General features: G+C 68.8%; 22 protein-coding genes, 2 tRNA genes and 1 pseudogene. 11 read left to right on the top strand and 14 right to left on the bottom strand.

The window, feature by feature from the left end; translation table 11 throughout:
* Positions 1-74: 74 nt before the first annotated feature.
* The gene (locus ACTOQ3_RS07290) at positions 75-1,238 is read left to right on the top strand and encodes a cytochrome P450 (protein ID WP_440082635.1); all 1,164 of its coding nucleotides are present in this window, start codon (positions 75-77) and stop codon (positions 1,236-1,238) included.
* Between the two features lie 124 nt (positions 1,239-1,362).
* Here ACTOQ3_RS07290 and ACTOQ3_RS07285 read toward each other — a convergent pair whose 3' ends face one another.
* The 8 genes from ACTOQ3_RS07285 to ACTOQ3_RS07250 form a co-directional block, all read right to left on the bottom strand.
* Positions 1,363-1,932 (bottom strand): TMEM165/GDT1 family protein, encoded by a 570-nt coding sequence (locus ACTOQ3_RS07285; protein WP_440082634.1) that lies wholly within the window; start codon positions 1,930-1,932, stop codon positions 1,363-1,365.
* A 407-nt stretch (positions 1,933-2,339) separates the two neighbouring features.
* Positions 2,340-3,377 (bottom strand): UDP-N-acetylmuramate dehydrogenase, encoded by a 1,038-nt coding sequence (locus ACTOQ3_RS07280; RefSeq protein ID WP_440082633.1) that lies wholly within the window; start codon positions 3,375-3,377, stop codon positions 2,340-2,342.
* A 43-nt stretch (positions 3,378-3,420) separates the two neighbouring features.
* Positions 3,421-4,674, bottom strand: coding sequence for a CysS/YqeB C-terminal domain-containing protein (locus ACTOQ3_RS07275; protein WP_440082632.1), 1,254 nt, complete (start codon positions 4,672-4,674; stop codon positions 3,421-3,423).
* Between the two features lie 252 nt (positions 4,675-4,926).
* Complete coding sequence (locus tag ACTOQ3_RS07270; RefSeq protein WP_440082631.1) at positions 4,927-5,355, bottom strand: MaoC family dehydratase; 429 nt, start codon at positions 5,353-5,355, stop codon at positions 4,927-4,929.
* Between the two features lies 1 nt (position 5,356).
* On the bottom strand, positions 5,357-5,803 hold the full coding sequence (locus ACTOQ3_RS07265; protein ID WP_440082630.1) for a MaoC family dehydratase N-terminal domain-containing protein: 447 nt from the start codon (positions 5,801-5,803) through the stop codon (positions 5,357-5,359).
* A gap of 319 nt (positions 5,804-6,122) precedes the next feature.
* Entirely contained in the window at positions 6,123-6,287 is a 165-nt protein-coding gene (rpmG, locus tag ACTOQ3_RS07260) for a 50S ribosomal protein L33 (RefSeq protein WP_030921771.1), read from the bottom strand.
* A gap of 80 nt (positions 6,288-6,367) precedes the next feature.
* Positions 6,368-6,441, bottom strand: a tRNA-Met gene (locus tag ACTOQ3_RS07255).
* Between the two features lie 212 nt (positions 6,442-6,653).
* Positions 6,654-6,726: transfer RNA gene (locus ACTOQ3_RS07250), tRNA-Thr, on the bottom strand.
* Between the two features lie 571 nt (positions 6,727-7,297).
* On the opposite strand from ACTOQ3_RS07250, the gene ACTOQ3_RS07245 reads away from it, so the two are divergent.
* The 5 genes from ACTOQ3_RS07245 to ACTOQ3_RS07225 all read left to right on the top strand — a co-directional run bounded on the left by ACTOQ3_RS07245 (position 7,298) and on the right by ACTOQ3_RS07225 (position 11,562).
* Positions 7,298-7,612: a hypothetical protein gene (locus tag ACTOQ3_RS07245; protein ID WP_440082629.1), complete on the top strand. Its 315-nt coding sequence runs from the start codon at positions 7,298-7,300 to the stop codon at positions 7,610-7,612.
* 305 nt (positions 7,613-7,917) lie between these two features.
* On the top strand, positions 7,918-8,166 hold the full coding sequence (locus ACTOQ3_RS07240) for a hypothetical protein (RefSeq protein ID WP_440070545.1): 249 nt from the start codon (positions 7,918-7,920) through the stop codon (positions 8,164-8,166).
* Positions 8,167-8,487: 321 nt separating this feature from the next.
* Positions 8,488-9,780, top strand: a complete 1,293-nt coding sequence (locus ACTOQ3_RS07235; RefSeq protein WP_440082628.1) for a PP2C family protein-serine/threonine phosphatase — start codon at positions 8,488-8,490, stop codon at positions 9,778-9,780.
* A 108-nt stretch (positions 9,781-9,888) separates the two neighbouring features.
* Positions 9,889-10,296: a YciI family protein gene (locus ACTOQ3_RS07230; protein ID WP_440082627.1), complete on the top strand. Its 408-nt coding sequence runs from the start codon at positions 9,889-9,891 to the stop codon at positions 10,294-10,296.
* A gap of 3 nt (positions 10,297-10,299) precedes the next feature.
* A complete protein-coding gene (locus tag ACTOQ3_RS07225; protein WP_440082900.1) occupies positions 10,300-11,562 on the top strand; it encodes an RNA polymerase sigma factor in 1,263 nt (420 codons plus the stop codon).
* A 137-nt stretch (positions 11,563-11,699) separates the two neighbouring features.
* Here ACTOQ3_RS07225 and ACTOQ3_RS07220 read toward each other — a convergent pair whose 3' ends face one another.
* Positions 11,700-12,761: an LLM class flavin-dependent oxidoreductase gene (locus ACTOQ3_RS07220; protein WP_440082626.1), complete on the bottom strand. Its 1,062-nt coding sequence runs from the start codon at positions 12,759-12,761 to the stop codon at positions 11,700-11,702.
* Positions 12,762-12,968: 207 nt separating this feature from the next.
* Positions 12,969-13,571, bottom strand: coding sequence for a TetR/AcrR family transcriptional regulator (locus tag ACTOQ3_RS07215; RefSeq protein ID WP_440082625.1), 603 nt, complete (start codon positions 13,569-13,571; stop codon positions 12,969-12,971).
* Positions 13,572-13,632: 61 nt separating this feature from the next.
* Between ACTOQ3_RS07215 and ACTOQ3_RS07210 the strand changes: the two genes are divergently transcribed.
* Positions 13,633-14,778 (top strand): FAD-dependent monooxygenase, encoded by a 1,146-nt coding sequence (locus ACTOQ3_RS07210; protein ID WP_440082624.1) that lies wholly within the window; start codon positions 13,633-13,635, stop codon positions 14,776-14,778.
* Between the two features lie 3 nt (positions 14,779-14,781).
* Here ACTOQ3_RS07210 and ACTOQ3_RS07205 read toward each other — a convergent pair.
* From ACTOQ3_RS07205 to ACTOQ3_RS07195, 3 genes and pseudogenes are all read right to left on the bottom strand, one after another.
* Positions 14,782-14,901: pseudogene (locus tag ACTOQ3_RS07205) on the bottom strand (IS982 family transposase); the annotation flags it as partial.
* A gap of 38 nt (positions 14,902-14,939) precedes the next feature.
* Complete coding sequence (locus tag ACTOQ3_RS07200) at positions 14,940-15,569, bottom strand: pyridoxamine 5'-phosphate oxidase family protein (protein WP_440082623.1); 630 nt, start codon at positions 15,567-15,569, stop codon at positions 14,940-14,942.
* Positions 15,570-16,018: 449 nt separating this feature from the next.
* Positions 16,019-16,609 (bottom strand): hypothetical protein, encoded by a 591-nt coding sequence (locus ACTOQ3_RS07195; protein ID WP_440082622.1) that lies wholly within the window; start codon positions 16,607-16,609, stop codon positions 16,019-16,021.
* A gap of 1,260 nt (positions 16,610-17,869) precedes the next feature.
* On the opposite strand from ACTOQ3_RS07195, the gene ACTOQ3_RS07190 reads away from it, so the two are divergent.
* The 4 genes from ACTOQ3_RS07190 to ACTOQ3_RS07175 all read left to right on the top strand — a co-directional run bounded on the left by ACTOQ3_RS07190 (position 17,870) and on the right by ACTOQ3_RS07175 (position 21,321).
* Positions 17,870-18,334: a hypothetical protein gene (locus ACTOQ3_RS07190; RefSeq protein WP_440082621.1), complete on the top strand. Its 465-nt coding sequence runs from the start codon at positions 17,870-17,872 to the stop codon at positions 18,332-18,334.
* 281 nt (positions 18,335-18,615) lie between these two features.
* Positions 18,616-19,263: a class I SAM-dependent methyltransferase gene (locus ACTOQ3_RS07185; protein WP_440082620.1), complete on the top strand. Its 648-nt coding sequence runs from the start codon at positions 18,616-18,618 to the stop codon at positions 19,261-19,263.
* Between the two features lie 365 nt (positions 19,264-19,628).
* Positions 19,629-20,009: a hypothetical protein gene (locus ACTOQ3_RS07180; protein WP_440082619.1), complete on the top strand. Its 381-nt coding sequence runs from the start codon at positions 19,629-19,631 to the stop codon at positions 20,007-20,009.
* A 610-nt stretch (positions 20,010-20,619) separates the two neighbouring features.
* Positions 20,620-21,321 (top strand): hypothetical protein, encoded by a 702-nt coding sequence (locus ACTOQ3_RS07175; RefSeq protein WP_440082618.1) that lies wholly within the window; start codon positions 20,620-20,622, stop codon positions 21,319-21,321.
* 455 nt (positions 21,322-21,776) lie between these two features.
* On the opposite strand, the gene ACTOQ3_RS07170 is transcribed toward ACTOQ3_RS07175, so the two are convergent.
* Complete coding sequence (locus ACTOQ3_RS07170) at positions 21,777-22,403, bottom strand: TetR/AcrR family transcriptional regulator (protein WP_440082617.1); 627 nt, start codon at positions 22,401-22,403, stop codon at positions 21,777-21,779.

Genomic DNA, 22,403 nt, shown 5'->3' with positions numbered 1-22,403 from the left:
ACCGGCGAGGGGTTGCACAGGGCGGGTCAGGACGGGATCTTGCTGGGGTAACCGATTTCCCCCAGGAGACGATCATGTTGCCCCTCCATATGCGCCGCCGGGAGTTCGATCCCGATCCCGAACTGGCCGCCGTCCGCGAGCAGCCGGGCCTGCAACGGGTGCCGACGCCCTACGGCCGCGAAGCCTGGCTGGTCACCCGGTATGACGACGTGCGTGAAGTGCTCAGGAACGCCGAGCTGTTCAGCTACGCCAGCGGCATCACCCTGCCGCCCATGAGCGAGGAGCAGGCCAGGCGGTTACGCGCCGGCGCGCTGCTCCTGATGGATCCCCCCGACCACACCCGCTTGCGCCGCATGCTGACCCCCGAGTTCACGATGCGCCGCATCCGCCGCCTGGAGCCCCGCATCCGCGAGATCGTCGCCGACCACCTGGACGCGATGGAACGCACCGGTGCCCCGGCCGACCTGATCTCCGAGTTCGCCACACCGATCCCGTCGCTGGTCATCTGCGAACTGCTGGGCGTGCCCTACGAGGACAGGGAGGCCTTCCAGGCGCGCACCCGGTCGATCCTCGACTTCAACCAGCCACCGGAGGCACGCGGGAAGGCCCAGATGGAGGCCTCCATGTACATGGCCGAACTGGTCGGCCGGGCCCGGGTCGAACCGGGCGAGGACCTGCTCGGCATGCTCATCCGCGAGCACGGCGAGGGGATATCGGACGACGAGCTGGCCGGCATCGGCGGCCTGCTGCTGGTGGCGGGCCACGAGACGACGGCCAGCATGATCGGCCTGGGCACGCTGGCCCTGCTGCGCCACCCGGACCAGCTCGACCTGGTGCGTGCCGCCCCGGACAGGGTCAAGGGCATGGTCGAGGAGCTGCTGCGCTGGCTGACGATCATCCACCAGGGCGCCACCAAGGTCGCCTCGGCCGACACCGAGATCGCGGGCGTGCCGATCGCGAAGGGCGACGTGGTGGTGGTCTCGCTCCCCGCCGCCAACCGCGACCCGGCGCTGGCCGAGGACCCCGACCGCTTCGACATCCAGCGGCCCGACATGCCCCATGTCGCCTTCGGTTACGGCGCGCACCACTGCATCGGCGCGCCACTGGCCCGGATGGAGATGCAGATCGCCTTCCCCGCCTTGTTCGACCGGTTCCCCGGGTTGCACGAGGCCGGGGAACCGGAGTTCCGTTCGTTCAATGTCGTGTACGGCCTGACGACCTTCCCGGTCGCCTGGTGACACCCCGGCCCGCTCGGCCGCCTGGCTGAGCGGGCACGTCGGCCGCCGGCCGGTACGTGCCCAGGCCGGCGTACTCGCCAAGCGGGACACGGTCGCCGCCCCGTGCCTGACATCGCCGTACCGATCAGACGAACAGTGGTTCGAGCAGCAGGATCACACCGAAGACGGCGAAGGCCGCGGCGGCACCGTAGCGGATGATTCTCTCCGGCAGGTGCTTGCCGAGCATCCGGCCGACCACGATGGCCAGGGCGTCGGCGGCGACCATGCCCACCGTCGAGCCGACCCAGGTACCGAACCAGCCGTACTGGGTGGCGAGTGTGATGGTCGCGAGCATCGTCTTGTCACCCAGTTCGGCGAGGAAGAAGGCGACGGTCACGGCGATGATCGCCGACCGGGTGGTGCGCCGCGCCTTTCGCGACTCCTCCTCGGTCAGCTCGTCCCCGCGCAGCGTCCACAGCGCGAAGCCCAGGAAGGCGATGCCGGCGATGATCGTGATCGCCGTGGTGGGGAGGAAATCGCCGACCAGCCCGCCCAGGGCGACGCTGAACAGGTGAACCACCGCGGTGGCCAGGGTGATTCCGGCGAGGACCGGCCACGGTTTGAACCGGGTGGCGAAGGTCATCGCCATGAGCTGGCTCTTGTCGCCGAGTTCGGCGACGAAGATCACGGCGAGACTGATCCAGAACGCTTCCAACGAGGGTGCCCTTCCCGCATACGCAGCCGGGCGGAAGGGCGGAACCCGGGGAGTCTCGGGCACGTCTTCGGCCCGGCGGCATCCATCAATGCCTGCCAGGCCGAAGGTCTCGTCCGCCACGGAGCCGAGCCGAACCGGCCGGATCCGAGGCCCGCGCGACCGGGCGCCTCAGGCGCCAGCATGTCGATCACGCGATTGGGACTACTCCCCTTCGGGTCTTTCCATCAGACCATATCAGCAGAAATCGGATGCCCATTCTCGCCTCAGAGGACCGCCGAGATCCTCCTAGGTCCTCGGAGGATCTCGGAGGACGCCGGAGGACCTCGGAGGACGTCAAGGCGAGGAACCCCGGAGGGCTTTCGGGGAGCCTCGGGAGAATTTCGAAAGACCTCGGAACCCCGAGAGCCTCAGAGCCGGGTGCCGACCATCACGGGCTCGTTGACCAGGGTGACGCCGAACTTCTCCAGGACACCGTCCCTGACCTCGCGGGCGAGGTCGAGGAGCTCCTCCGTCGAAGCCACCATTTCCGGATTTGTCATGGCAAGGGTGTGCTTGGTGGAAATGCGGGCCGGGCCGCGCCGGTAGCCCTTCGGGAACCCGGCGTTCTCGATCAACCACGCCGCCGGGACCTTGACGGCCCCCTCCGGCATGTCCCAGCGGGGAAACCCCGGTGCCCGCAGCTCCAGCTCGGCGGCCTGCACGGCGGTCAGGACCGGGTTGGTGAAGAACGACCCCGCGCTGCGGGTGTCCGGGTCGGCGGCGTCCAGGACCATGCCCTTGCCCGCGCGCAGCTCCAGCACCGCCGCCCGGGCCTCCGCGAGCGGCACCCGGTCGCCCAGGCCGACCCCCAGCCGGGAGGCCAGCTCCCGGTAGGCGACCGGGCCGGACAGGGCGTCCCCGGCCAGCTCGTAGGTGACCGCGAGCACGACGTACCGTCCCAGGTCGTCCTTGAACGCGCTGTGCCGGTAGGCGAATCCGCACTCCCGCGCGGCCAGGTCCCGCACCTCAGCGGTCCGGCGGTCGTAGGCCCGGACGGCGGTGATCGTCTGGGAGACGTCCTGCCCGTAGGCGCCGACGTTCTGGATCGGCGTGGACCCGACCAGCCCGGGGATGCCGGACAGGCACTCCACGCCCGACCGGCCCTCGTTCACCGCGCGCTCGACCAGGGCGTCCCAGTCCTCGCCCGCCTGCGCGGTGACCAGGTCCCCCTCGACCTCGACGCCCCGGGAGGCGACGCGCACGACCAGGCCGTCGAAGCCCTCGTCGGAGACGACCAGATTGCTGCCGCCCCCCAGCACGAGCACCGGCTCGCCCGCCCGGTCGGCCGCCGCCACCAGCTCGACGATCTCCTCGGACGACCCCGCCTCCACGAACGCCCCGGCCGGTCCCCCCAGCCCCAACGTCGTGTACGGCGCCAGCCGCACCCCCGCCACCCGCTCCGTCATGCGCTTTTCCCCACCCGCGACCCGGCCGAAATCCGCGACCAGCCTACGGGGAGCGCAGCAGCTTCAGCACCCGGTCGTAGGTTCGCCGGGACTCCCCGTCGCGGTATTCGGGGTCCACGCCGTCGTCGCGGCGGTGCCTCTCCTGGTGGACCGGGAGATCCTTCCCCAGGGCGACGAGAGTGCCGGGCAGCCTGAGCGAGAACTCCAGGTCGGCGTTGCGGTAGTAGCGGGCGTCGGCGGGGAAGCCGCCCGCGGCGAGCGCGGTGTCGCGCCTGACCGCGAACAGGTGCCCGAGCAACCCCCGGACCTCGCCGGGCTCGGCCTCCAGCCATTCCTTGCCGTCCTCGCGGGGATTCATCCCCTTCCACCCGGCCGCGGTCACATCGTCGTCCAGCGCCTTGACCAGCGGGGTGACGGCGTCGCCGTCCAGGACCACGGAGGTGTCCATGACGACGTGCACGTCCGAGGTGTCGAGGCGCAGCAACCTGTCGCGGCTCTCGCCCCACCCCGCGGAGCCGCCCTGCCAGTGCGGCGTCTCGGCCACGTGCCAGGCCTCCACCCGGCGGGGGAACTCCTCCACCAGCTCCTGCAGGACCGCTCCCGCGCCGTCCACGTCTCCCAGGTCGAGGGCGAGGATCCTCGCCTCCGTACGGGCGACCAGGGCGCGTACGCACTCGCGCAGCTCGTCGGGGCGGCCGTCGACCAGCAGCGCGACGGTCACCGTCGGCCGCGCGGCCTTCGGTTCCTCGACGCCGGCCGGGGGAACGATGGTCTCGTCGAGCCGGGAGACCGACAGGCTGCCGTCCCACAGCAGCTGGGAGGAGACCATCCGCTCGGGATGGCCGTCGAGATCGTCGGCCCGGCCGACCAGCTCCGAACCCTCGGGCGTCTGCTGGGGCGCCGCCTCGGTCTCGGCGACCCGCTCGGCGTCCAGGCCACCGAGCCGTCCCGGGTGGCGTCCGGGATCCGCCGCCTCGGCGACCCGCCCGGGGTCGGCCGAGTCGTCCCGTCCGGTGGCGGTGTCCCCCGCGTCCCCGGCGTCCCCGCTCGTGGCGCTCACCCGCCCGGGGGCCGTGGACGCTCCCGGGGAACCCCCCTCGGGCAGGGAACTCACCGTGGGCCACACGTCGAAGGAGGGGGAGGGGATGAGCTCGAAGCCGTCCGCGGTGTCCCGGACGAGCCAGCCCTCGGTTCTGATCTCGTCACGGAGCGCGTCGGAGGCGGCATGATCGTGCTCGGCTCGTGCCTTGGCCCGCCGCTCGGCCAGGCCGGTCACGTTAGGAGGTACTTCGCTCATGCTGGGGAGCTACCCCCGGACGGGGAGAAGATTCGGCCCCGGCCCACGAGCATGCCGCGAACCACGACCAGGCCGGCGAACCGCACCCTGATCCGCTGCGAGCCCTACCGGCGAACCACGCCCCGACCCCGCCGCGGGCCGTACCCGCGAACCGGCGCGGGCCGCCCGGGTGAACCCCTCCCGCCCCACCGCACCCCGAACCGGCTCCGGGCCGGAGCCGGTTGGGCACCGGCGGCGCCCGCGACAGGGCGCCTACGACAGCTGGACCACCGCGCGGGCCTTGGACAGGACCCGGGAGTCGTTGGACCTGGCGGTCAGGGCGACCACCACGCGCTTGTCCTCGAGCTTCTCCTCGACGATCCCGCTCACCGTGATGACGGCGCCCTGGTCGTCGTCGGGGACGACCACCATGGAGGAGAACCGCACCCCGTAGTCGACGACCGCGCCGGGGTCGCCCACCCAGTCGGTGACGAACCGGCCGCCCTGCGCCATGGTGAACATGCCGTGCGCGATGACGTCGGGAAGCCCGACGGTCTTGGCGAAGCGCTCGTTCCAGTGGATGGGATTGAAGTCACCCGAGGCCCCGGCGTACATCACCAGGTTCGCGCGGCGTACCGCGTATTCGGCGGGCGGGATCTGCTGGCCCGTCTCGACCTCGTCGTACTTGACCGTCGCGGCCATGTCAGCCCGCCCCTCCACGCTCGACGATGGTGTTGTAGGTCGTGCACACGAACTCGCCGTCGACGGTGCTGACGTCGCTCCTGACGGTGATCAGCTCGTTGCGGCCGATGCTGCGGATGTCGGTCACGGTGGAGACACTGACCAGCTCGTCCCCGGCGTGGATCGGCCGCCGGTACTCGAAGCGCTGCTCGCCGTGGACCACCATGGCGAGGTTCAGACCGAGCTCGGGGTCGGTCAGGATCGACCCTCCGGCCAGGCTGAACACGATGGGGAAGGTCGGCGGCGCGATCACGTCGGGGTGCCCCGCAGCCTGGGCGGCCTCCCTGTCCCGGTAGATCGGGTTGTTGTCGCCGATCGCCGTCGCGAACTCTTTGATCTTCACGCGACTGACCTCGTACGGCAAGGAGGGCGCGGACGCCCGCCCGACGAAGTCACGGTTCAGAGCCATCGTGCTCCTTTGCGGATATCGAACCGGTGGGGCCGACACCGGCGGGTCGGACGAGACATTAACAGAACAAGATTCCAGTATGTGTCCTCGGGTGGGACATCGGGCGGCGAGCTACCGGAAAGCGGTTCACCGGTAGGCGAGCCACCAGGAAACCGTAGCCCGGCCCGTTCTCGCGCCGGATCTCTTCCGTGGTCAACGCTCGTGCCAGAAAACTGTATAGATACGACAAACCGGCGCCTCGTCTGAGGACGCCGGTTTTCGTGGAGTATGTGCGTGCCGAAGCACTCATCCCCCGCCGCGGCGGAAGGCTTCGCGCAGACTAACGAGTCTCGCGGTGCGCCTGATGCGTCTTGCAGTTCGGGCAGTACTTCTTCAGCTCAAGCCGATCCGGGTCGTTGCGCCGGTTCTTCCGCGTGATGTAGTTGCGGTGCTTGCACTCCTGGCAGGCCAGCGTGATCTTCGGCCTAACGTCGGTGGCAGCCACTTGGGAGTGCCTTTCTACGTTCTGGACAGTGGACAACCCACGGCAGGACCTCTCTGGTGGGAGAAGCCCCGGATGGGTAGTAGCGGAGGCCGGACTTGAACCGGCGACACAACGATTATGAGCCGTTTGCTCTGCCTGGCTGAGCTACTCCGCCTTGAGGCCGACGAAATCGACCGACCCCGCAAGGATACCCGACCCGCAGAGTGCCTGCGTACTTGTGCAGGTCAGGGCGATCTCTTCTGGGTCGCCCCAGTATGCCCGCTCGCGCGTCAGGAACCTTGAGTACTTTCTGGCCCGCCTTTACCTGTCTTCAAGGCCAACCAAGCCGAAAGCCCTAACCAGGAGGTTAGGGCCTTTAGGCTGTCGAGCCCCTTTACGGAATCGAACCGTAGACCTTCTCCTTACCATGGAGACGCTCTGCCGACTGAGCTAAAGGGGCCTGTCCGTGTCGCTCTCGCTTGCGGACAGGTGTAACCATACACGGCTCCGCAGCGGGATGCGAAATCAATTGAGGTCCACCCGGACCACCACACGTCCCCCCTCGAAGCACCCACGCCGTCCCCCCGCGCCGGGCCTCTTCCCGCCGTCCCTCACACCGGACCCCGCGACCGGCCCCGCCCAGGATCGGGAGGGACGGCCGCTCCTCCCGACCGCCGGGAAACACCGGCCCGTCGCCGACCGGCGGCGCGGCGGACGTCCGGAGCCGGGTACCCGCCGAGGGGTGGCCACGTAGGCCGGAAGGGCGGCCGACGGCCCGGGCGGCGGTCGCCCGCACCACAGGTCATCGATGAAACGATCGGCGGAGACCACGCGCCCGCCCGCCGCGCGAGCCTGGCCGCCGCAGTCCGCCACCGGGAGGCGCCCAGGTCCCCGTACGGCCGTCGATCTCCGCCTGGAGCGGTACCGAGAACACGCACCACAGCAAAAGGCAGGTTGTGCGCCTTTTAGCCTTTTTTGGCGACAGCATGCCTTTTGAGGAACACCGAGCCTTTTGCCGAACACCAAGGAGCATGATGCTGCAGGATCGTCGCAGGGACACGATCCGGGCGCTCGACGAGAGCGACCGGCCGCACCTGTACTGGCACGGAGTGGACGGCGACGGCCACGTGTGGTTGTTCGAGACCGTCCTCGACAGCGGCGGGGAGTACTGGCCCGTGAGGCACGCCGAACTGGGTTCGGACGGCCTCGCCCGCAGATACTCGTGGCGGCACATCGAGGACGAGCACGGCTTCCTGGCCGAGGGCCCGATCTACCCCGGCGACTTCGGCCTGAACGCCCTGACCTCCGAGGAGTTCGACACCCTGTGGGCCGCGCTCGACGGGTGAGGGTGCCCTCCGGACCCCCGTCACGCGCCCCGGCCACGCGTGCCTCGTCCCCCACCGGCAGCGCCCCGGCAGTGCCCCGGCAGCGCCCCGGCAGTGCCCCGGCCGCCCCATCCTCGATCCACGGGGACGGCCCGGCCACCGACCGTCCCGCACCGGCACGTGAATGGCATTCTTCATCCCTTCCCATCGATTTTCGACTGTTTTCGACCACTGGCCGACCCCTGTTTCGGCCGCGCCATAAGATCGCTGCATCCGGATGACAAAGTTGGTTATTTCGCATATATGCATAGGGGTAAGTTGCTCGCATGAGCGGAACGCCCGGCCTGAGGATGGCGGCCTCGGACATGACCGCGCTGAGCCTGTGGACCGCCGACGCGGTGGTGCTGTTCGACTGGCTCCTGAGCGTGGATCTCGACCAGCTTCCCGTCCAGCACATGGCACAGAAACAGGCCCTGATGGCTCTTCTCCAGCAGCTTGACCGGAGCGTTCCCGGCTACACCTCCGAGGACATCGAACAGGCGCACCTGCTGCTGACCCGCGAGATGGGCCTGTGATCACGCCCGGCCCGCCACACCGCGACGGTGAGCGCCCCCGGCGGAGCCCTGCGATCCGTGCCGCGGCCATGAGCGTCCACGGCGCGACCGCGTGATTCACGTCGGGACCGTGCGTCCCGGCGGAGTCACGTGGCCCGGGACAGACCGTGTGGCTCGGGACGGGGCGGGGATCGCTGTCTCAGGGACGCTGGCCTAGAGTTTGATCTGTAGTGGTTTGTACTGCTTTGTGAGGCACAATCGTCTGCCCCGGCTGATTCCGGTGGCTCCGGGTATGAGCGGCGTGATCGTGGATGACGTACCCGGAAGAAGGCAGTCGCGCACATGGGCGTTGAGATCCCGGCGGCGGTGTTCGATCCCAAACGCCTGTCGGCGGTGTGGGCCACCGGCCTGCTCGACTCCGAACCCGAACCGTCGTTCGACGACCTCGCACGTCTGGCCGCGCGGGTGACCGGAACGCGGCGGGCGTTCGTGACCCTGGTCGACGACCGGCGGTCGTTCTGGAAGAGCGCGATCGGAATGGGCGAGCCGTCCATGTCCGAGCGGCAGAACGCGGTGGCCGACAGCCCCTGTCACATCCTGGTCGCGACGAACGAGCCGTTGCTCGTGGGCGACGCCGCCACCGACCCCCGCGTGCGCGATCTGCCGGCGGTGGAGCGGCTGGGGATCGGCGGCTGGGCCGGATATCCCATCCACGGCCCGGACGGCGAGGTCCTGGGCGGGCTCTGCGTGGTGGACTCGGTGTCGCGCGCGTGGTCCGACACCGACGCGCAGACGCTGGCCATCCTGGCGCGCGCCGTGTCGGGCGAGATCCGGCTCCGGGACGCGCTGGCCCGGTCCGAGCGGCACGTGATGGAGCTGAAGGCCGCGGGAAAGGTGTCCGAGAGACTGGTCCGGACCCTCCAGGACAGCCTGCTGCCGCCGATGATGCCGACGGTTCCCGGCCTGCAGGCCGCCGCCACCTACATCCCCGCCACGGGCGAGGTGGACGTCACCGGTGACTTCTACGACCTGTTCCTGGCGAGCGGTTCGCGCTGGTGCGCGGTCCTGGGCGACGTGTGCGGGCACGGGGTGGAGGCCGCGCAGATCACCGCCCTGGCCCGCTACACGCTGCGGGCCGACGCGCCCCGCCACATCTCGCCCAGCAGGGTGCTGGAGCAGCTGAACCGGGCTCTGCTGGCACAGCGGATCAGGGACGGGCGGTTCCTGACGGTGGTGTGCGCGATCTTCCGCCCGGACGGGGACGGTTTCACGGGAATGCTGTCCACGGCCGGGCACCCCTCCGCCCTGCTGCGACGGGCCGACGGAAGCGTGGAGTCCCTGAGAACACCCGGCGTCGTGCTGGGCATCATGGAGGAGACGAGGCTCGGGAACATCCGTTTCGATCTGAGGCCCGGAGACACGCTGGTGCTGTACAGCGACGGCGTCACCGAGGCGCATCCGCCGAGACAGCAGGACCTGTTCGGCGACGAACGCCTGATCACCCTGCTGGCGGAGTGCCGTGATCTCGACGCCGGTGACATCGTGCGGCGGATCGGGGACGCCACGATCGCCCACAGCCGAGGACGCATGACCGACGACATGGCCATCCTGGCACTTCGCGTTCCGGCTCCATGACCGGATGTTTTTCGCCGGATGCCCGGCAGAATGTCGAGAACGCGGTCGCCTGCTTCTACCTGTGGGTGAGGGCGTCGACGAGGGCGCTCGAACATGAGGAGCGAAGACATGAAGTACATGATGTTGATGCAGTTCAGCGGGCAGACGCAGGACGAGTTGCCGCCGATCGACACCTGGCCCGTCGAGGACGTCCAGGCTCACATCCAGTTCATGCACGACACGAACAGGAAGCTCGTCGACGCCGGGGAGTTCGTGGACGCCCAAGGGCTGGCGGCTCCGGACCAGGTCAAGATCGTACGGGCCGGTGAGGGTGGTGCCGCCGTCGTCACGGATGGCCCGTTCCCCGAGACGAAGGAGTTCCTGGTCGGCTACTGGATCATCGACTGCGACAGCCCGGAGCGGGCGGTCGATCTCGCCGCGCACGTCTCGGCGGCGCCCGGCCCCGGCGGCAAGCCGCTGAACATGCCGATCGAGCTGCGCCAGGTGATGTCGGTCGCCCCGTCCGAGGAGCTGTGACCGCTGGATAGCCCGGCCGCCGACGACCTGCTGCGCCGGCTGGTGCCGCAGGTCGTCGGCGTGCTCACCCGGCGCTTCGGAGACTTCGCCGCCGCCGAGGACGCGGTCCAGGAGGCACTGATCGACGCCGCGGCCCAGTGGCCGGAGGAGGGCGTCCCCGCCAACCCGCGCGGATGGCTCATCCATGTCGCGTACCGCCGGATGACCGAGCAGCTCCGCAACGAGCAGGCACGGCGCCGCCGGGAGGAACTGGTGGCCACCCAGGCGCCCCCCGATCGGCGGACGGCGCCGCCGGCGGACGACGCGTACGAGACGGACCGGGACGACACGCTCACCACGCTGTTCCTGTGCTGCCACCCCGCGCTCACCCCGGCGTCGGCGATCGCCCTCACCCTGCGGTCCGTGGGCGGCCTGACGACGGCCGAGATCGCCAGGGCCTTCCTGGTGCCCGAGCCGACCATGGCGCAGCGGATCAGCCGGGCCAAGCAGCGCATCAAGGCGTCCGGTGTCCCGTTCCGCATGCCGGCTCCCCCGGAACGGGCACGACGGCTCGGCTCGGTGCTGCACGTGCTCTACCTCATCTTCAACGAGGGCTACGCCAGCAGCGCCGGTCCCGACCTGCAGCGCGTGGAGCTGGCCCGCGAGGCGATCCGGCTGGCCAGGATGGCCCACGGCCTGCTCCCCGACGACTGCGAGGTGGCCGGGCTCCTCGCGCTGATGCTGCTCACCGACGCCCGGCGCCCGGCCCGTACCGACGCGAACGGCACCCCGATCCCGCTGGCGGACCAGGACAGAAGCCTGTGGAACGGCGAGGCCGTCGCCGAGGGGATCGCGCTCATCACCGGCACCCTGGCCAGGGGCTCGGTCGGCCCCTACCAGCTCCAGGCGGCGATAGCCGCGGTCCACGACGAGGCGGCGACGGCCGGGGAGACCGACTGGCCGCAGATCCTGGCGCTGTACGGCCTGCTGGAACGCATGTCCGACAACCCCATGGTCTCGCTCAACCGCGCCGTCGCCGCCGCCATGGCGCACGGCCCCGCGACCGGCCTCGACATGCTCAAGGCGCTCGACGCCGACGGCCGGCTGGCGGGCCACCACCGCTTCTACACGGCCCGGGCCCACCTCCTGGAGATGGCCGGTGACCTGCGGGCGGCCGTCGACGACTACCGCGCGGCGGCGAGCCGCACGACGAGCGCTCCGGAGCGCCACTACCTCACCACCCGTGCCGCCCGGCTCGCCACGCCGGGCCCACCGGAGCGAGGATGACCGCCTTCCACCACCGCCGGATCGAAGACCTCCGCGACGCCCTCTCGCCCCTCCTCGACGCGGCGGCCGCGTACGCGCGGGAGGGGCTCACCTGATCACGGTCGGCGACCTCGTCGCCGCCTTTCTCCCCGTTCCGATCATCCGGCCGGCGCCGCGGCCGGGGTCTGGGCCAGCAGCTCCCTCACCCGCGGCACGACCTCCTCTCCGTAGAGGCGGATCGTGTTCATCAGCTTCTCGTGCGCGAGCGTCCCGGAGCTGTACTTGAGCTCGAAGCGGTCGACGCCGAGCGCACCGACGGTTTTCGCGATCTTCGTGGCCACCGTCTCGGGCGATCCGACGTAGAGCGAGCCCTCGTCGGCCTCCGACTCGAAGCGGCCGCGGGTCGTGGGGCCCCAGCCGCGCTCGCGGCCGATGCGGTCGTGCATCGCTCGATAGTGCGGCCAGAGCTCGTCGCGGGCCTGGCCGTCGGTCTCGGCGATGTGACCCGGCGAGTGCACGCCGACCGGCAACCGCGCAAACCCGAACTGGTCGAGAGCTCGGTGGTAGAGATCGACGTACGGCGCGAAACGCTCCGGCGGACCGCCGATGATCGCGAGCATGAGCGGCATCCGGTAGCGCGCCGCGCGCACCACGGACTCGGGACTGCCGCCGACGCCGATCCAGGTGCGCAGCCGGCCGGACTCCGTCTTCGGATACACGTGCTGGTCCTTCAGCCCCGGACGGAGACGGCCCTGCCAGGTGACCGGGCCCTCCCCCAGGAGATGGGAGATCAGGTCGAGTTTCTCCTCGAACAGCTCCTCGTACTGCGCCAGGTCGAAACCGAACAGCGGGAACGACTCCGTGAACGAGCCACGGCCGAGAATGATCTCCGCGCGGCCCTGGGACACCGCGTCCAGGGTGGCGAACCTCTCGAACACGCGCACCGGGTCGTCCGAGCTGAGCACGGTCACCGCGGTGCCGAGGCGGATGCGTTCGGTACGGCCGGAGATCGTCGCCAGCACGATCTCCGGCGCCGAGACGGCGAAGTCGTCCCGGTGGTGCTCCCCGATGCCGATCGCGTCGATCCCCACGCTGTCGGCGAGCACGGCCTCCTCGACGACGTTACGGATCACCTGCGCGTACGACAGCCGGTTTCCGTCCGCGTCGACGGTGACGTCCCCGAACGTGTCGATCGCGAACTCCAGCGATGCGGACATCATTTCCTCTCTTTCCAACGACTTCCCAACCGCTTCTCAACGGCGTCGGCAGTAGACGGAAACCATGGCGACGCGGTGAGAATTCCGGACACCTCGGAGGCGTCCTTCAGGGCGCCACCTCGGGAAAGGCCCGCTGTGCCGTACCGAAGGGATCGTCGACGAGGTGGCGCCGGAGGGCTGCTCATGACGGGCCGGGGTCCGGAAGCCGCGCTAGGTGTGGCGGCCCTGCCGTACCGATTCAGGATTTTCTTCGTGTAGGGCACAGCCGTACACGATGACCTGAACCATGCTCTGGACGACGTCTCTGCCGACGCTCCCCGGGGGCGCGGTGACCAGTGTGAACAGCGCACCCCCGTAGAGCGCGATCAGGGCGGGGATCTTCTCGCGCGGGATGGCGAGGCCGAGTTCGTCGTGGTGCCCGGCGGTGATCTGCACCGACGTGTCCCGCAGGCCCGCGAGCGCCGAGGCGAGCGGCGGCCGGCGCACGGCCTCCAGCTGGAGTTCGAAGATTGCCAGATAGCGGTTGCGCAGTGTGGTCGCCGCCGTGAGCAGCGATTCCGTCAGCAGGTCGACCAGTGTCGCGGGCTGCCCGGTGGCCCGGTCGGTGTCGGCGTGATGCAGCTCGGCGATGCGCTCCGCGGCGGCCACCAGCAGCGCTTCCCGGCTGCGGAAGTAGTTCGAGGCCGTTCCCGGCGGAAGGTCGGCTTCCTTCTCCACCGCGCGGTGGGTCAGTCCGTGCACGCCCGACGACGCCAGTAGCTCGATGGCGGTGTCGGCCAGGGCTCGGCGACGGGCCGGATTGGTGGGCGGCATGCGGTCACGCTATACCAATATCCGTACTAGTACTTTCGTAGTGAATCGACGAGGAGGTCCCATGAGGATCGTGGTGGTCGGTGCCGGGCTCGGGGGAGTGACGGCCGCGGCGGGGCTGCATCGCCTGGGCCACGAGGTGACGCTCTTCGAACGGGGCGCCGAGCTCCGGGAGGCGGGCACCGGGATCGTGGTCATGCCCAACGGGCTCCGCGCGCTGGGCGCGCTGGGGCTGGCCGAAGACGTTCGCGGGCACGTCATGCCCGCCGCCCGCGCGGGATTGCGGGACTGGCGCGGGCGCCCGCTGCTGGTCACCGATGCGGTCCAGGCGCAGCAGGAGGTCGGAACGCCCGCCATCATCGACCGGGCGGAACTGCACCGGGCGCTACGCGCCCCGCTGCCCGCCGGCCTGGTGCGAACCGCGACCCCGGTCGAGCGCCTGGAGCCCGACCCCACCGGGGTGACCGTGATCAGCGACGGCACCCCCGTCGCGAGAGCGGACGCCGTGATCGCGGCCGACGGCATCGGCAGCAAGCTGCGCGAACAGCTCATTCCCCGCCACCCCGGGCTACGGCGGACCGGCCGGATGGACCTGCGCGGTATGCTGCCCCGCCCTCCCGGCCTGGTGACAGACCTGCTCGCCAGCCAGCTGGTCGACCGCCGCAGCGGGGCGATGTTCGGCCTGTTCCCCGTCGGCGAGCATCGCCTGTACTGGTTCACCGACTCCGTCCTGCACGGCACGCCGCCCGGCGCGGACGAGGCACGCCGACAGATGCTGTCCCTGATGGCCGACTGGCACCCCCTCGTCACGGCACTGATCGAGGCCACCCCGCCCGCCGACGTCTACGTCGACCCGATCGCTCGCCTGGCCGAACCCCTGCCCTCGTTCACGGTCGGCAGGATCGCGCTCCTCGGCGACGCCGCGCACGCCATGCCACCCGACCTCGGCCAGGGCGCCAGCCAGGCCTTCGAAGACGCGGCCGCACTGACCCGCCACCTGACCGGCGCAGAGCCGGCAGACGTCGCCCAGCGGCTCCTGCGCTACGACGCCGAGCGCAGGCCCAGCGCCAACCGCATGATGCGGGCGGCGTCCCGGCAGTCGCGGCTGACCTCCCAGACCGGCGTCGCCGCGTGGCTTCGCGACGCGTTGCTGCGCGCCGTACCGTCCCGGCTCGCCACCCGGCGGCTTGCCGCCCTCTGGCACGCCTAGTCGGTGGCCGCGGGCAATCAGCGATCGGGTGATGGGCCGGCCGGTGTGGCGGTTGTGCCGGACGGCGGCGGTCAGGGCCGGGACGCGCTGGGCGATGCGGGCGCCGACGCCGGTGGCGGTGCGGGCACGTCCCGCCGCCGTCCCAGGCCGAGCCCGCCCGCTCAGCCGTACATCCCCTCCGCGTAGGAGGGGCCGTAGTAGCGCTCCAGCTCCTCGATCGGGTCCTCCGGCCGTTCCAGCGCCTGGGCGATGCGTGCCCGCGAGGGCAGGGCCTGCGGGTTCCAGCTCTCCGGGCGCCACAGCTCCGAGCGGAGGAACGCCTTGGCGCAGTGGTGGAAGATCTGCTCGATCTCGACCACGATCGCGAGCCGCGGCCGGTGCCCCTTGACCACCATCCGGTCGAAGAAGGGGGCCTCGCGCACCAGGCGCGCCCTGCCGTTGACGCGCAGGGTGTCGCCGCGGCCGGGGACGAAGTAGATCAGGCCGACGTGCGGGTTGCGCAGGATGTTGTGGAATCCGTCCGCCCTGCGATTGCCCGGCCGTTCGGGGATCGCGATCGTCGAGTCGTCCAGGACCAGGGTGAAGCCGGGCGGGTCACCCTTGGGTGAGACGTCACAGGCGCCGTCGGTGTCCGAGGTCGCGACGAGACAGAACGGCGAGGCGGCCAGCCAGGCCCGGTCCAGCTCGTGCAGGGTCTTCCGCTCCTTGGCGATCACGGCCGGTTTGGGAGTGCCGAGCAGTTCCCGCAATTCGTCGGCGGAGTCGATCGATTCCCAGTCCTCGGCCGCCATGTTTCTCCTTTATGCAGAAGGCACGGAAAGTCTATTTTGGTGCCGTCCACGTTGGCGAGCGCCGCACTCGGTCCGGCGGGCCTCGCGCGAGACCACCGGGTCCTGAGCGGAGGCCTGTCCGGCAATTCGGAGTGGCGAAGCCGTAGCGTGACGGATGCCAGGATGACGCCCACCTGCGTGAGGTCCTCCATCGGCTTCGTTCCTGGATCGAGAGCGTCACCGAACAAGCCCGTCACGGGGTGCCGTTAGGCGCGCGTGACGCCGCCGGGAACGGGCTTGCCGACGCCCACGCGAGCCGCCCCCTACTCCTCGCGGTGATCCGCTCGGGAAGCCCACCCCCGCACCTGCTCGGTGAGCCGTACGGCAACGCGTCAGGGCACTGGCGCGGTGACGGTGTCTTAAAACTCGGCGGACCACCCGACACGCGGATCGGAAAGTCGATCTGACACCTACTCCACCCACCACCAGCCATCTCCAAGCTCGCGTGTGGCACTGCCGAGATCACCGCTCGCCGTGCGGACCGTCGCACCTCGACCACCGGAACCCGGGACATAGGCGATGCCCCTGCCGCTCTCCGCCCGCCAATCCTCGAACACCGGCAGGTAGAGCGCGTCGTCCTGTGACCGTACCCGACCGTCTATCGACAGATATTCCATCCACCCGGGCACGGTGAGTGGGCGGTGGTTGTCATAGTCGGAGGCAAGTTCGGCGAACGCGTCCCGGTGCAGCCATACCTGGCCCTCCGCATACAGGGGCTCCCAGTCGGCGGTTCTGACCACCGCTCCGGCACCGAGGGCAAGCAACAGCACGGCGACACACCGGCCGTAGTCCTTGAGGAACAGACAGGTCACCACCACCGCGACCGACCGGCTGATCACCCATAACCAGACCGCCATGATCGCAAGCCAGGCGAACAGCTCGGACACCCTGAACACCGGAATCCAGAAGTACTCCAGCGCCACCAGCGTGAGCCATGCGAGTGACACCACCTTGAGCACCGGACGGCTCAGGGGCTTCTTCTCGCTGGATGCGGTCGACACGGCGTGAAGTTTTCTGCAGCGACGAGCAACTACGCCACACCCGGACAGATAACTTCACACTTTTTACACAGTTTCCCTCCATATTCACCATGTCCAGTGGGCTCGTGCCGAGGCACCAAAGCCCCGGACCGTCGATCGCACCCACTTACGGCGTCCACCCATCACCGGGTGATCATTAGGCCAACGTCCGCGCGGCGACATCATGGCGTACACCAGACCGCATCAGCAGTTCTGATCTTGCCCGTCCCGATCGGCTCCACCTGGACCGGCGGGCACGGCCGGCCCCTGCGGAACGGAGTTGAACGGGGCTGGACCGCGACCAGGAACTCATCGTCACGAGCGGCGTGATCTCGATGATGCGTGCCGTCCGGCGGCCGGTCGCACCTTGTCCGGGCTCATATCTCACCCTCGTCCTGCCCACCCTGAACGGCCATCACGCGGTCGTGAGAGCGGTGATCCAGTGGATCGAATCCGGAAGGCGGCTTCTCAGCGTGCGATCATGAATTCCATGACGTCGACCAGAAAGGGCCATGCCGCGTAGGCGCCCTTCCGCGGTCCGCGCACGAGGACCGGTGTGCGGAACCCACAGAACCTCGATCCATCATGTCCCCGGCCTCGGACGCCGAGCCATGGCCGCGGTGATCACACTGGAACACACTCGCATGTGGCCAGGTGAGGTGGCTGCGGCATTGCTGGCCTGGACGCAGGCGGTAGTGCCCGGCACCGCCGACCGGATCGCGCCTACGTGCATGTGCCCCGAATGTTGTGGAGACGGGCCACGCCGGCGACTCGAACAGGCACTCATCGCACTGCCGCGCTGGGCCAAGCCCTGCCTGTACGCCTTGGTCCTCCCCATCGACAGACGCTTCGTCGCTCGAACGTTCCCGAACCCGCATGCTTCGCCTGAATGGCCGTGGTGGCAGCGACGGCGCTGAGCACTTCGAATTCTTGAGAGCTTGCCCGCAAAGACGTACACCGATCTCGCGCAACCTGCGAAGAAGCGGCTCACAGCACTACCAAGCCGTTCAGGGGGCTCGGGGACGGACGACCTTGCTCCAACGACGACGCGCGTACGACGCGAGCAACCGTAGAGCGCCGTTGACGACCATGAACAGCCGAAAATACGAGAAGAGCCGCCATACCGCGTTTCCGCTGGTGTGGGGTTGTCAAGCGAACTGGATGGCCCGAAGCTTGAAGATCCTCGAGTCACGTAAGCAAGTACGCTGACCGCGATCGCCCGCGACGGTGAAGGAGCCGCCAATGACCGCCGACCCGACGATGGCCCGGATCGGCCAGGGAGTGGAGTTACATCACCACCGAGGTCAGCGTGAAGCCGCTCGCGACTTGTTCGCGCAGATCTGGGACGACATCGGCGGCGAGCAAGGCGAACCACTGCATGTTTGCGTCCTTGCCCATTCGATGGCCGACGTGCAGGACGACGTGCACCAGGAGCTGATGTGGGATCTGCGGGCGCTCACCGCCGCCGATCTGGTCACCGACGAGCAGGTGGCGCAGGCCGGGGTGCCGCTTTCAGTGGCCGGCCTGTATCCGTCGTTGCACCTCAATCTGAGCGACTGCTATCGCAAGCTGGGCGACCTCGGCCGCGCCCGCGAGCACCTCCAGCAGGCGCGAGCCGGGATCGGCGCACTGGGCGACGACGAGTACGGGAAGCTCATCAAAGGTGGCCTGGAGCGGCTGGCCGAACAGCTGGATGACGCCACCTGACCGCGTCCCGGCGAATTCTCCGCATCAGTTGTTGATCTTCTCCGTGGATGCTTTGAGCCGGGGTGCCCTGGGTCGGGAGGCCCAGGGTTTCGAGCGTTTCCCAGGCTGTCAGCTGCCGTGCTGACATGCCTGAAGCCCCCTGAACACTGGTGAGGCGAGTACGCCCTCGCCTCACTTGCCTCACGTGACTTCTCCGAACCGGCGACAGCCCGGGCGAACGGGCGGGAGGGAAGATCGTGATCCTCCCGCTCGCCTCGGGGCCGGGAACTATTGTCGCGAGCATGGTCGAACACGATGTCCTCAGTACCACCCGCGAGGCTTACGACGCTGTTGCCCTCACCTATGCGCAGCTGTTCCGCGACACGCTGCGTGACAGTCCCCTGGACCGCGCGATCCTGGGTGCCTTCGCCGAGGTCGTGAGTGCGAACGGGGACGGTCAGGTCGCGGACCTGGGGTGTGGGCCTGGCCATGTCACCGCTCATCTGGACGAGCTGGGGCTGGCGGCGTTTGGTGTCGACGCCTCTCCCGCGATGATCGAGTTGGCTCGGCAGGCCTATCCGGGCCTGCGGTTCGACGTGGGCTCGATGACCGCGTTGAACATCGCTGACGGCGTGCTGGGCGGCGTACTCTCACGGTGGTCCATCATCCACACTCCGCCGCAGGAGATCCCCGTCATCCTGGCCGAGTTCCATCGTGTGCTGGCACCTGGCGGCCACCTTCTGGTCGGCTTCTCGGCAAGCGATGGTCCGTCTCACCCGACGCAGGTCTTCGATCACACCGTCGCGCCGGCCTACCGGTGGTGGCCTGATCACCTCGCCGCGATGCTGCGCGAGTCCGGGTTGTCCGAGGTGGCCCGGATGGTTCGCGAGCCTCAGCCCACCGACCGACGGCAGTTCCAGGAAGTTCACCTGCTCGCCCGCAAAGCCTGAACAGGGGCTGTCTGACCGAGCACATGACCGCGTCCAGCCTGCCGCACGGGGAGCCTTCAGGCTCCAGACGTCGACTCGTGATCAGGGCTCACCGACCGTTCGAGCTCCGATTCGGCCGCCGGGAGCCGGTTCCCCCTGCCTACGGCTTGCCCCGCTCCAGGGCCTCCTCCGGGAGGACACAGCCGGCGGTAGCGGTTTTCAAGAGCGCCGCGTTCTCGGCGCCGATACTATTTCTGACCTGCAGATTGATTCTCATCAGGCGTGCGGCCAACGAAAATCATCCCGCGCATATCCCGTATGTGTGGCTGCTCTGTCCGTCCACCCTCCGAAAAGGTCCGGTTCACCATTCGCGATAGCGTCGGACCGTGTCGTATGACGTCTGCGTGTACGGTCCTGCCGACGAGCCAGGGGAAGGCCAGGAACTCTACGAGGCGGCCCTGGGGAGCCACAGGTCGATCAACCACTACTGGGTCAAGCCGGCGCAGTTGCTCGGACTTCCTCTCCTCTCCCTCCTACCTGGCGAAGACCTTACGGTCCGGCATGAGGAATTGGCCGCGCTCTCGGCTGAACTGCAAGCGCTCGTCAAGCACTGGATCGACACCGTCCCCGATGACGAAACCATCATTTACCATATTGGACATCGAAGATTTCGCGTACCTCTGCTCATCGATCTGCTCGATCGAGTTGACCACCTGCGAGCAGCGATACGGATCGCTGAGTTGACCGGAGGTCACCTCTACATCTAGCGGTGGCTTCTGGAGAGCTTCCAGACCACCTGCTGGCGAATCGGTCTGATCTCGGGCTGTGCTTAGGGTCGGCGATCACACGAGCATGCTCCGACTGGATGATCGCCGTCTCACGATCCGCGGCCCGGCAGTACTCGTAGAAGCCCACGCGAATGATCGTGGTCCGGCACGCGCAACAGGGCAACTCTCGTCAACGACGTCGTCGTATTCCTGGCATCCTGCTTGAAAAGACGCATGCCGATGTCCACTTGGCCGGCGTCGGCGTACTTCGCAACGAGTTGAAAAGTCCTGCTACGTCGCGATCTTTGAGGATTTCTCTGCCGTCTTCGTGGTCCCGTACTTCGACTGGGGTCTCGATCGGTTCGAAAGCGCTCCCGTGCATTCCGCCCCCCCGGCTGCTGGTTCCCAAGGGGATGCGTCGCTACATGTCGAGACCCTAGATGCCTCGGTGGAATATACGCGTGGGATGGGGCTGAGAAGTTCTTCCGTATGGTCACCGACGTCGCCCTTTTCCGGCTCCTCGCCACATCGCCCGTCTTCTCGGCATTGAGGACAGGACCCCGGTGATCTCGCGTCGGCGGGTGGCCAGACAGGGGGTCGGCTGTCTGCGGTGGAGACCCTGTGGTTCCCGCTGGAGGGCGCATCGGGCACCGACGTCGACAAGCCCGAACCGCCGGTACGCGGGGTGCGCCATCACCTCCGGGCGGTCAAGCACCTGTGCTCCGATCACGTCACCGAGCGACTGACCGCGCGCGACCCCACCAAGGAAGAGGCCGAGCCACTCGCCTCTTCCAAGCCCGTCATGGGGGTGCCGGCCAGCGTGCATGACGCCGCCGGGGCCGTGATCCTGGTGATGGGCGTGGCCTTGCCAGCTGATCTTCACGAGCTGCGAATGTGGGTCAACGACGCGAAGCTCGACGCTCTGATCGATCGATTCGAGAGCCATCCCCTGCCGCCCAAGACCTATATGGTCGATGGTCACGCGGAAGGCTCCATGGCGCTTCGTGGCAACGGCAACCACTGCGACCACCGTGTTCGGTTGACACTGAACACGGAGTTGTCCGTCGACGAGCTCATCGACTATTACGATCGGGCCGACATCACAGGCGTCGACGGCGACCGGCCGATCACCACCGTGTGGACCTATCAGCCGTCGAAGCACGCGATCTACGGTAACCGCGCGGTGATCGTGGAGCTCAACGACAGCACCGGCGCGGGCTTGGGCCTTCGCTGTCACCGAGCAGCTGAGGTACGTCGCCGGATACTGGCCCCCGCTCGCCGCATCTCCTACCCACTCGTGCGGACGCGTTGAAGAAACCAACCTCGTCTCAGCCGGACAAGTGGACGAGCGCACACATAGCCGTCTCGCTTCAAAGGAGCCTCAGCAACGGCCATCTGAGGCCCCATCCCGATCAGCTTCCACCAGAGCCTCCCCGCGCGGCTGCTTCGTCGTCGGCAAGGTCGAGCAGGTCAAGGACTTCGACGCCTCGTCCGGGACGCCGCCAAGCCCTGAGAACTTGGGCACGTATTCGGCACAGCCCCCCGTGGACGCCCGGCGACAGCCGTAGACGGCCGGGCATGCGAGAACAGCCCCTCACCGCGTTTCCGCTGGCGAGAGGGCTGTTTCTGCTGGTGTGGCAGGTGCGGGAGTTTTCCGCAGGTGGCATCTGGTACGTGACCTGCGCCAACGGGTGCGGACACGTCCGTCGACGTTCGTGATCGTCCGCGCCTGTTGTCACGCGGCCGGCCACGAGATGCGGAAGATCGTCAACGCGCTCCTCTACCGGGGCCGGACCGACTGCCGGTCGGACTCCCGATCGCGGGCAGGATCGCCTGGTCGACTATCGCCGCGAGGTCCTCGTCGCTGGGCGGTACCCCGGCGTCGATCAGACGCTTGGTGACGAGGGCCTCGCCGATGTCGGCCACAACCGGGGTGAGGAGCTCAGCCGGGAAGTGGCCCCGGTCGGCGTAGTGCTGCAGCACGGTGCGGGTGAACGTGCCGCCCCGGTTGGCGAAGACCCGCTCGAACAGGGCCTCGGACATCAGTGCGGCGCTTTTCGGGTCGGTGAGGATGGCCGCGACAGCGCGGCCCGCCGGGCTGAGGGCCCAGTCCACCATGAGGCGCAGGGCGCGGATGAGGTCACCGCGCAGGTCGTCGGCCCCCGCCGTCGGCTCCTCGACCGGGTGCTGGTGGTAGAGCGCGTCGAGGAGCACCTCCAGCGGGTCCGACCAGCGGCGGTACAGGGTCGTGCGGGGCGTGGCCGCGCGCCGGGCGATGCCGTCCATGGTCAGCCGCCCCGCACCGACCTCCACCACCTCTTCCAACACGGCGTCGTGGATGGCCTTCAGCAGTTCTTCTCCGCGCCGGCGCATCCGGGCGTTGTGATCGCCCAT

The organism is Streptosporangium sp. LJ11 (assembly GCF_051918945.1).
Lineage (GTDB): Bacteria > Actinomycetota > Actinomycetes > Streptosporangiales > Streptosporangiaceae > Streptosporangium.
Note: the sequence above shows the minus strand (reverse complement) of the source record. Positions and strands in the feature narration are given on the sequence as shown.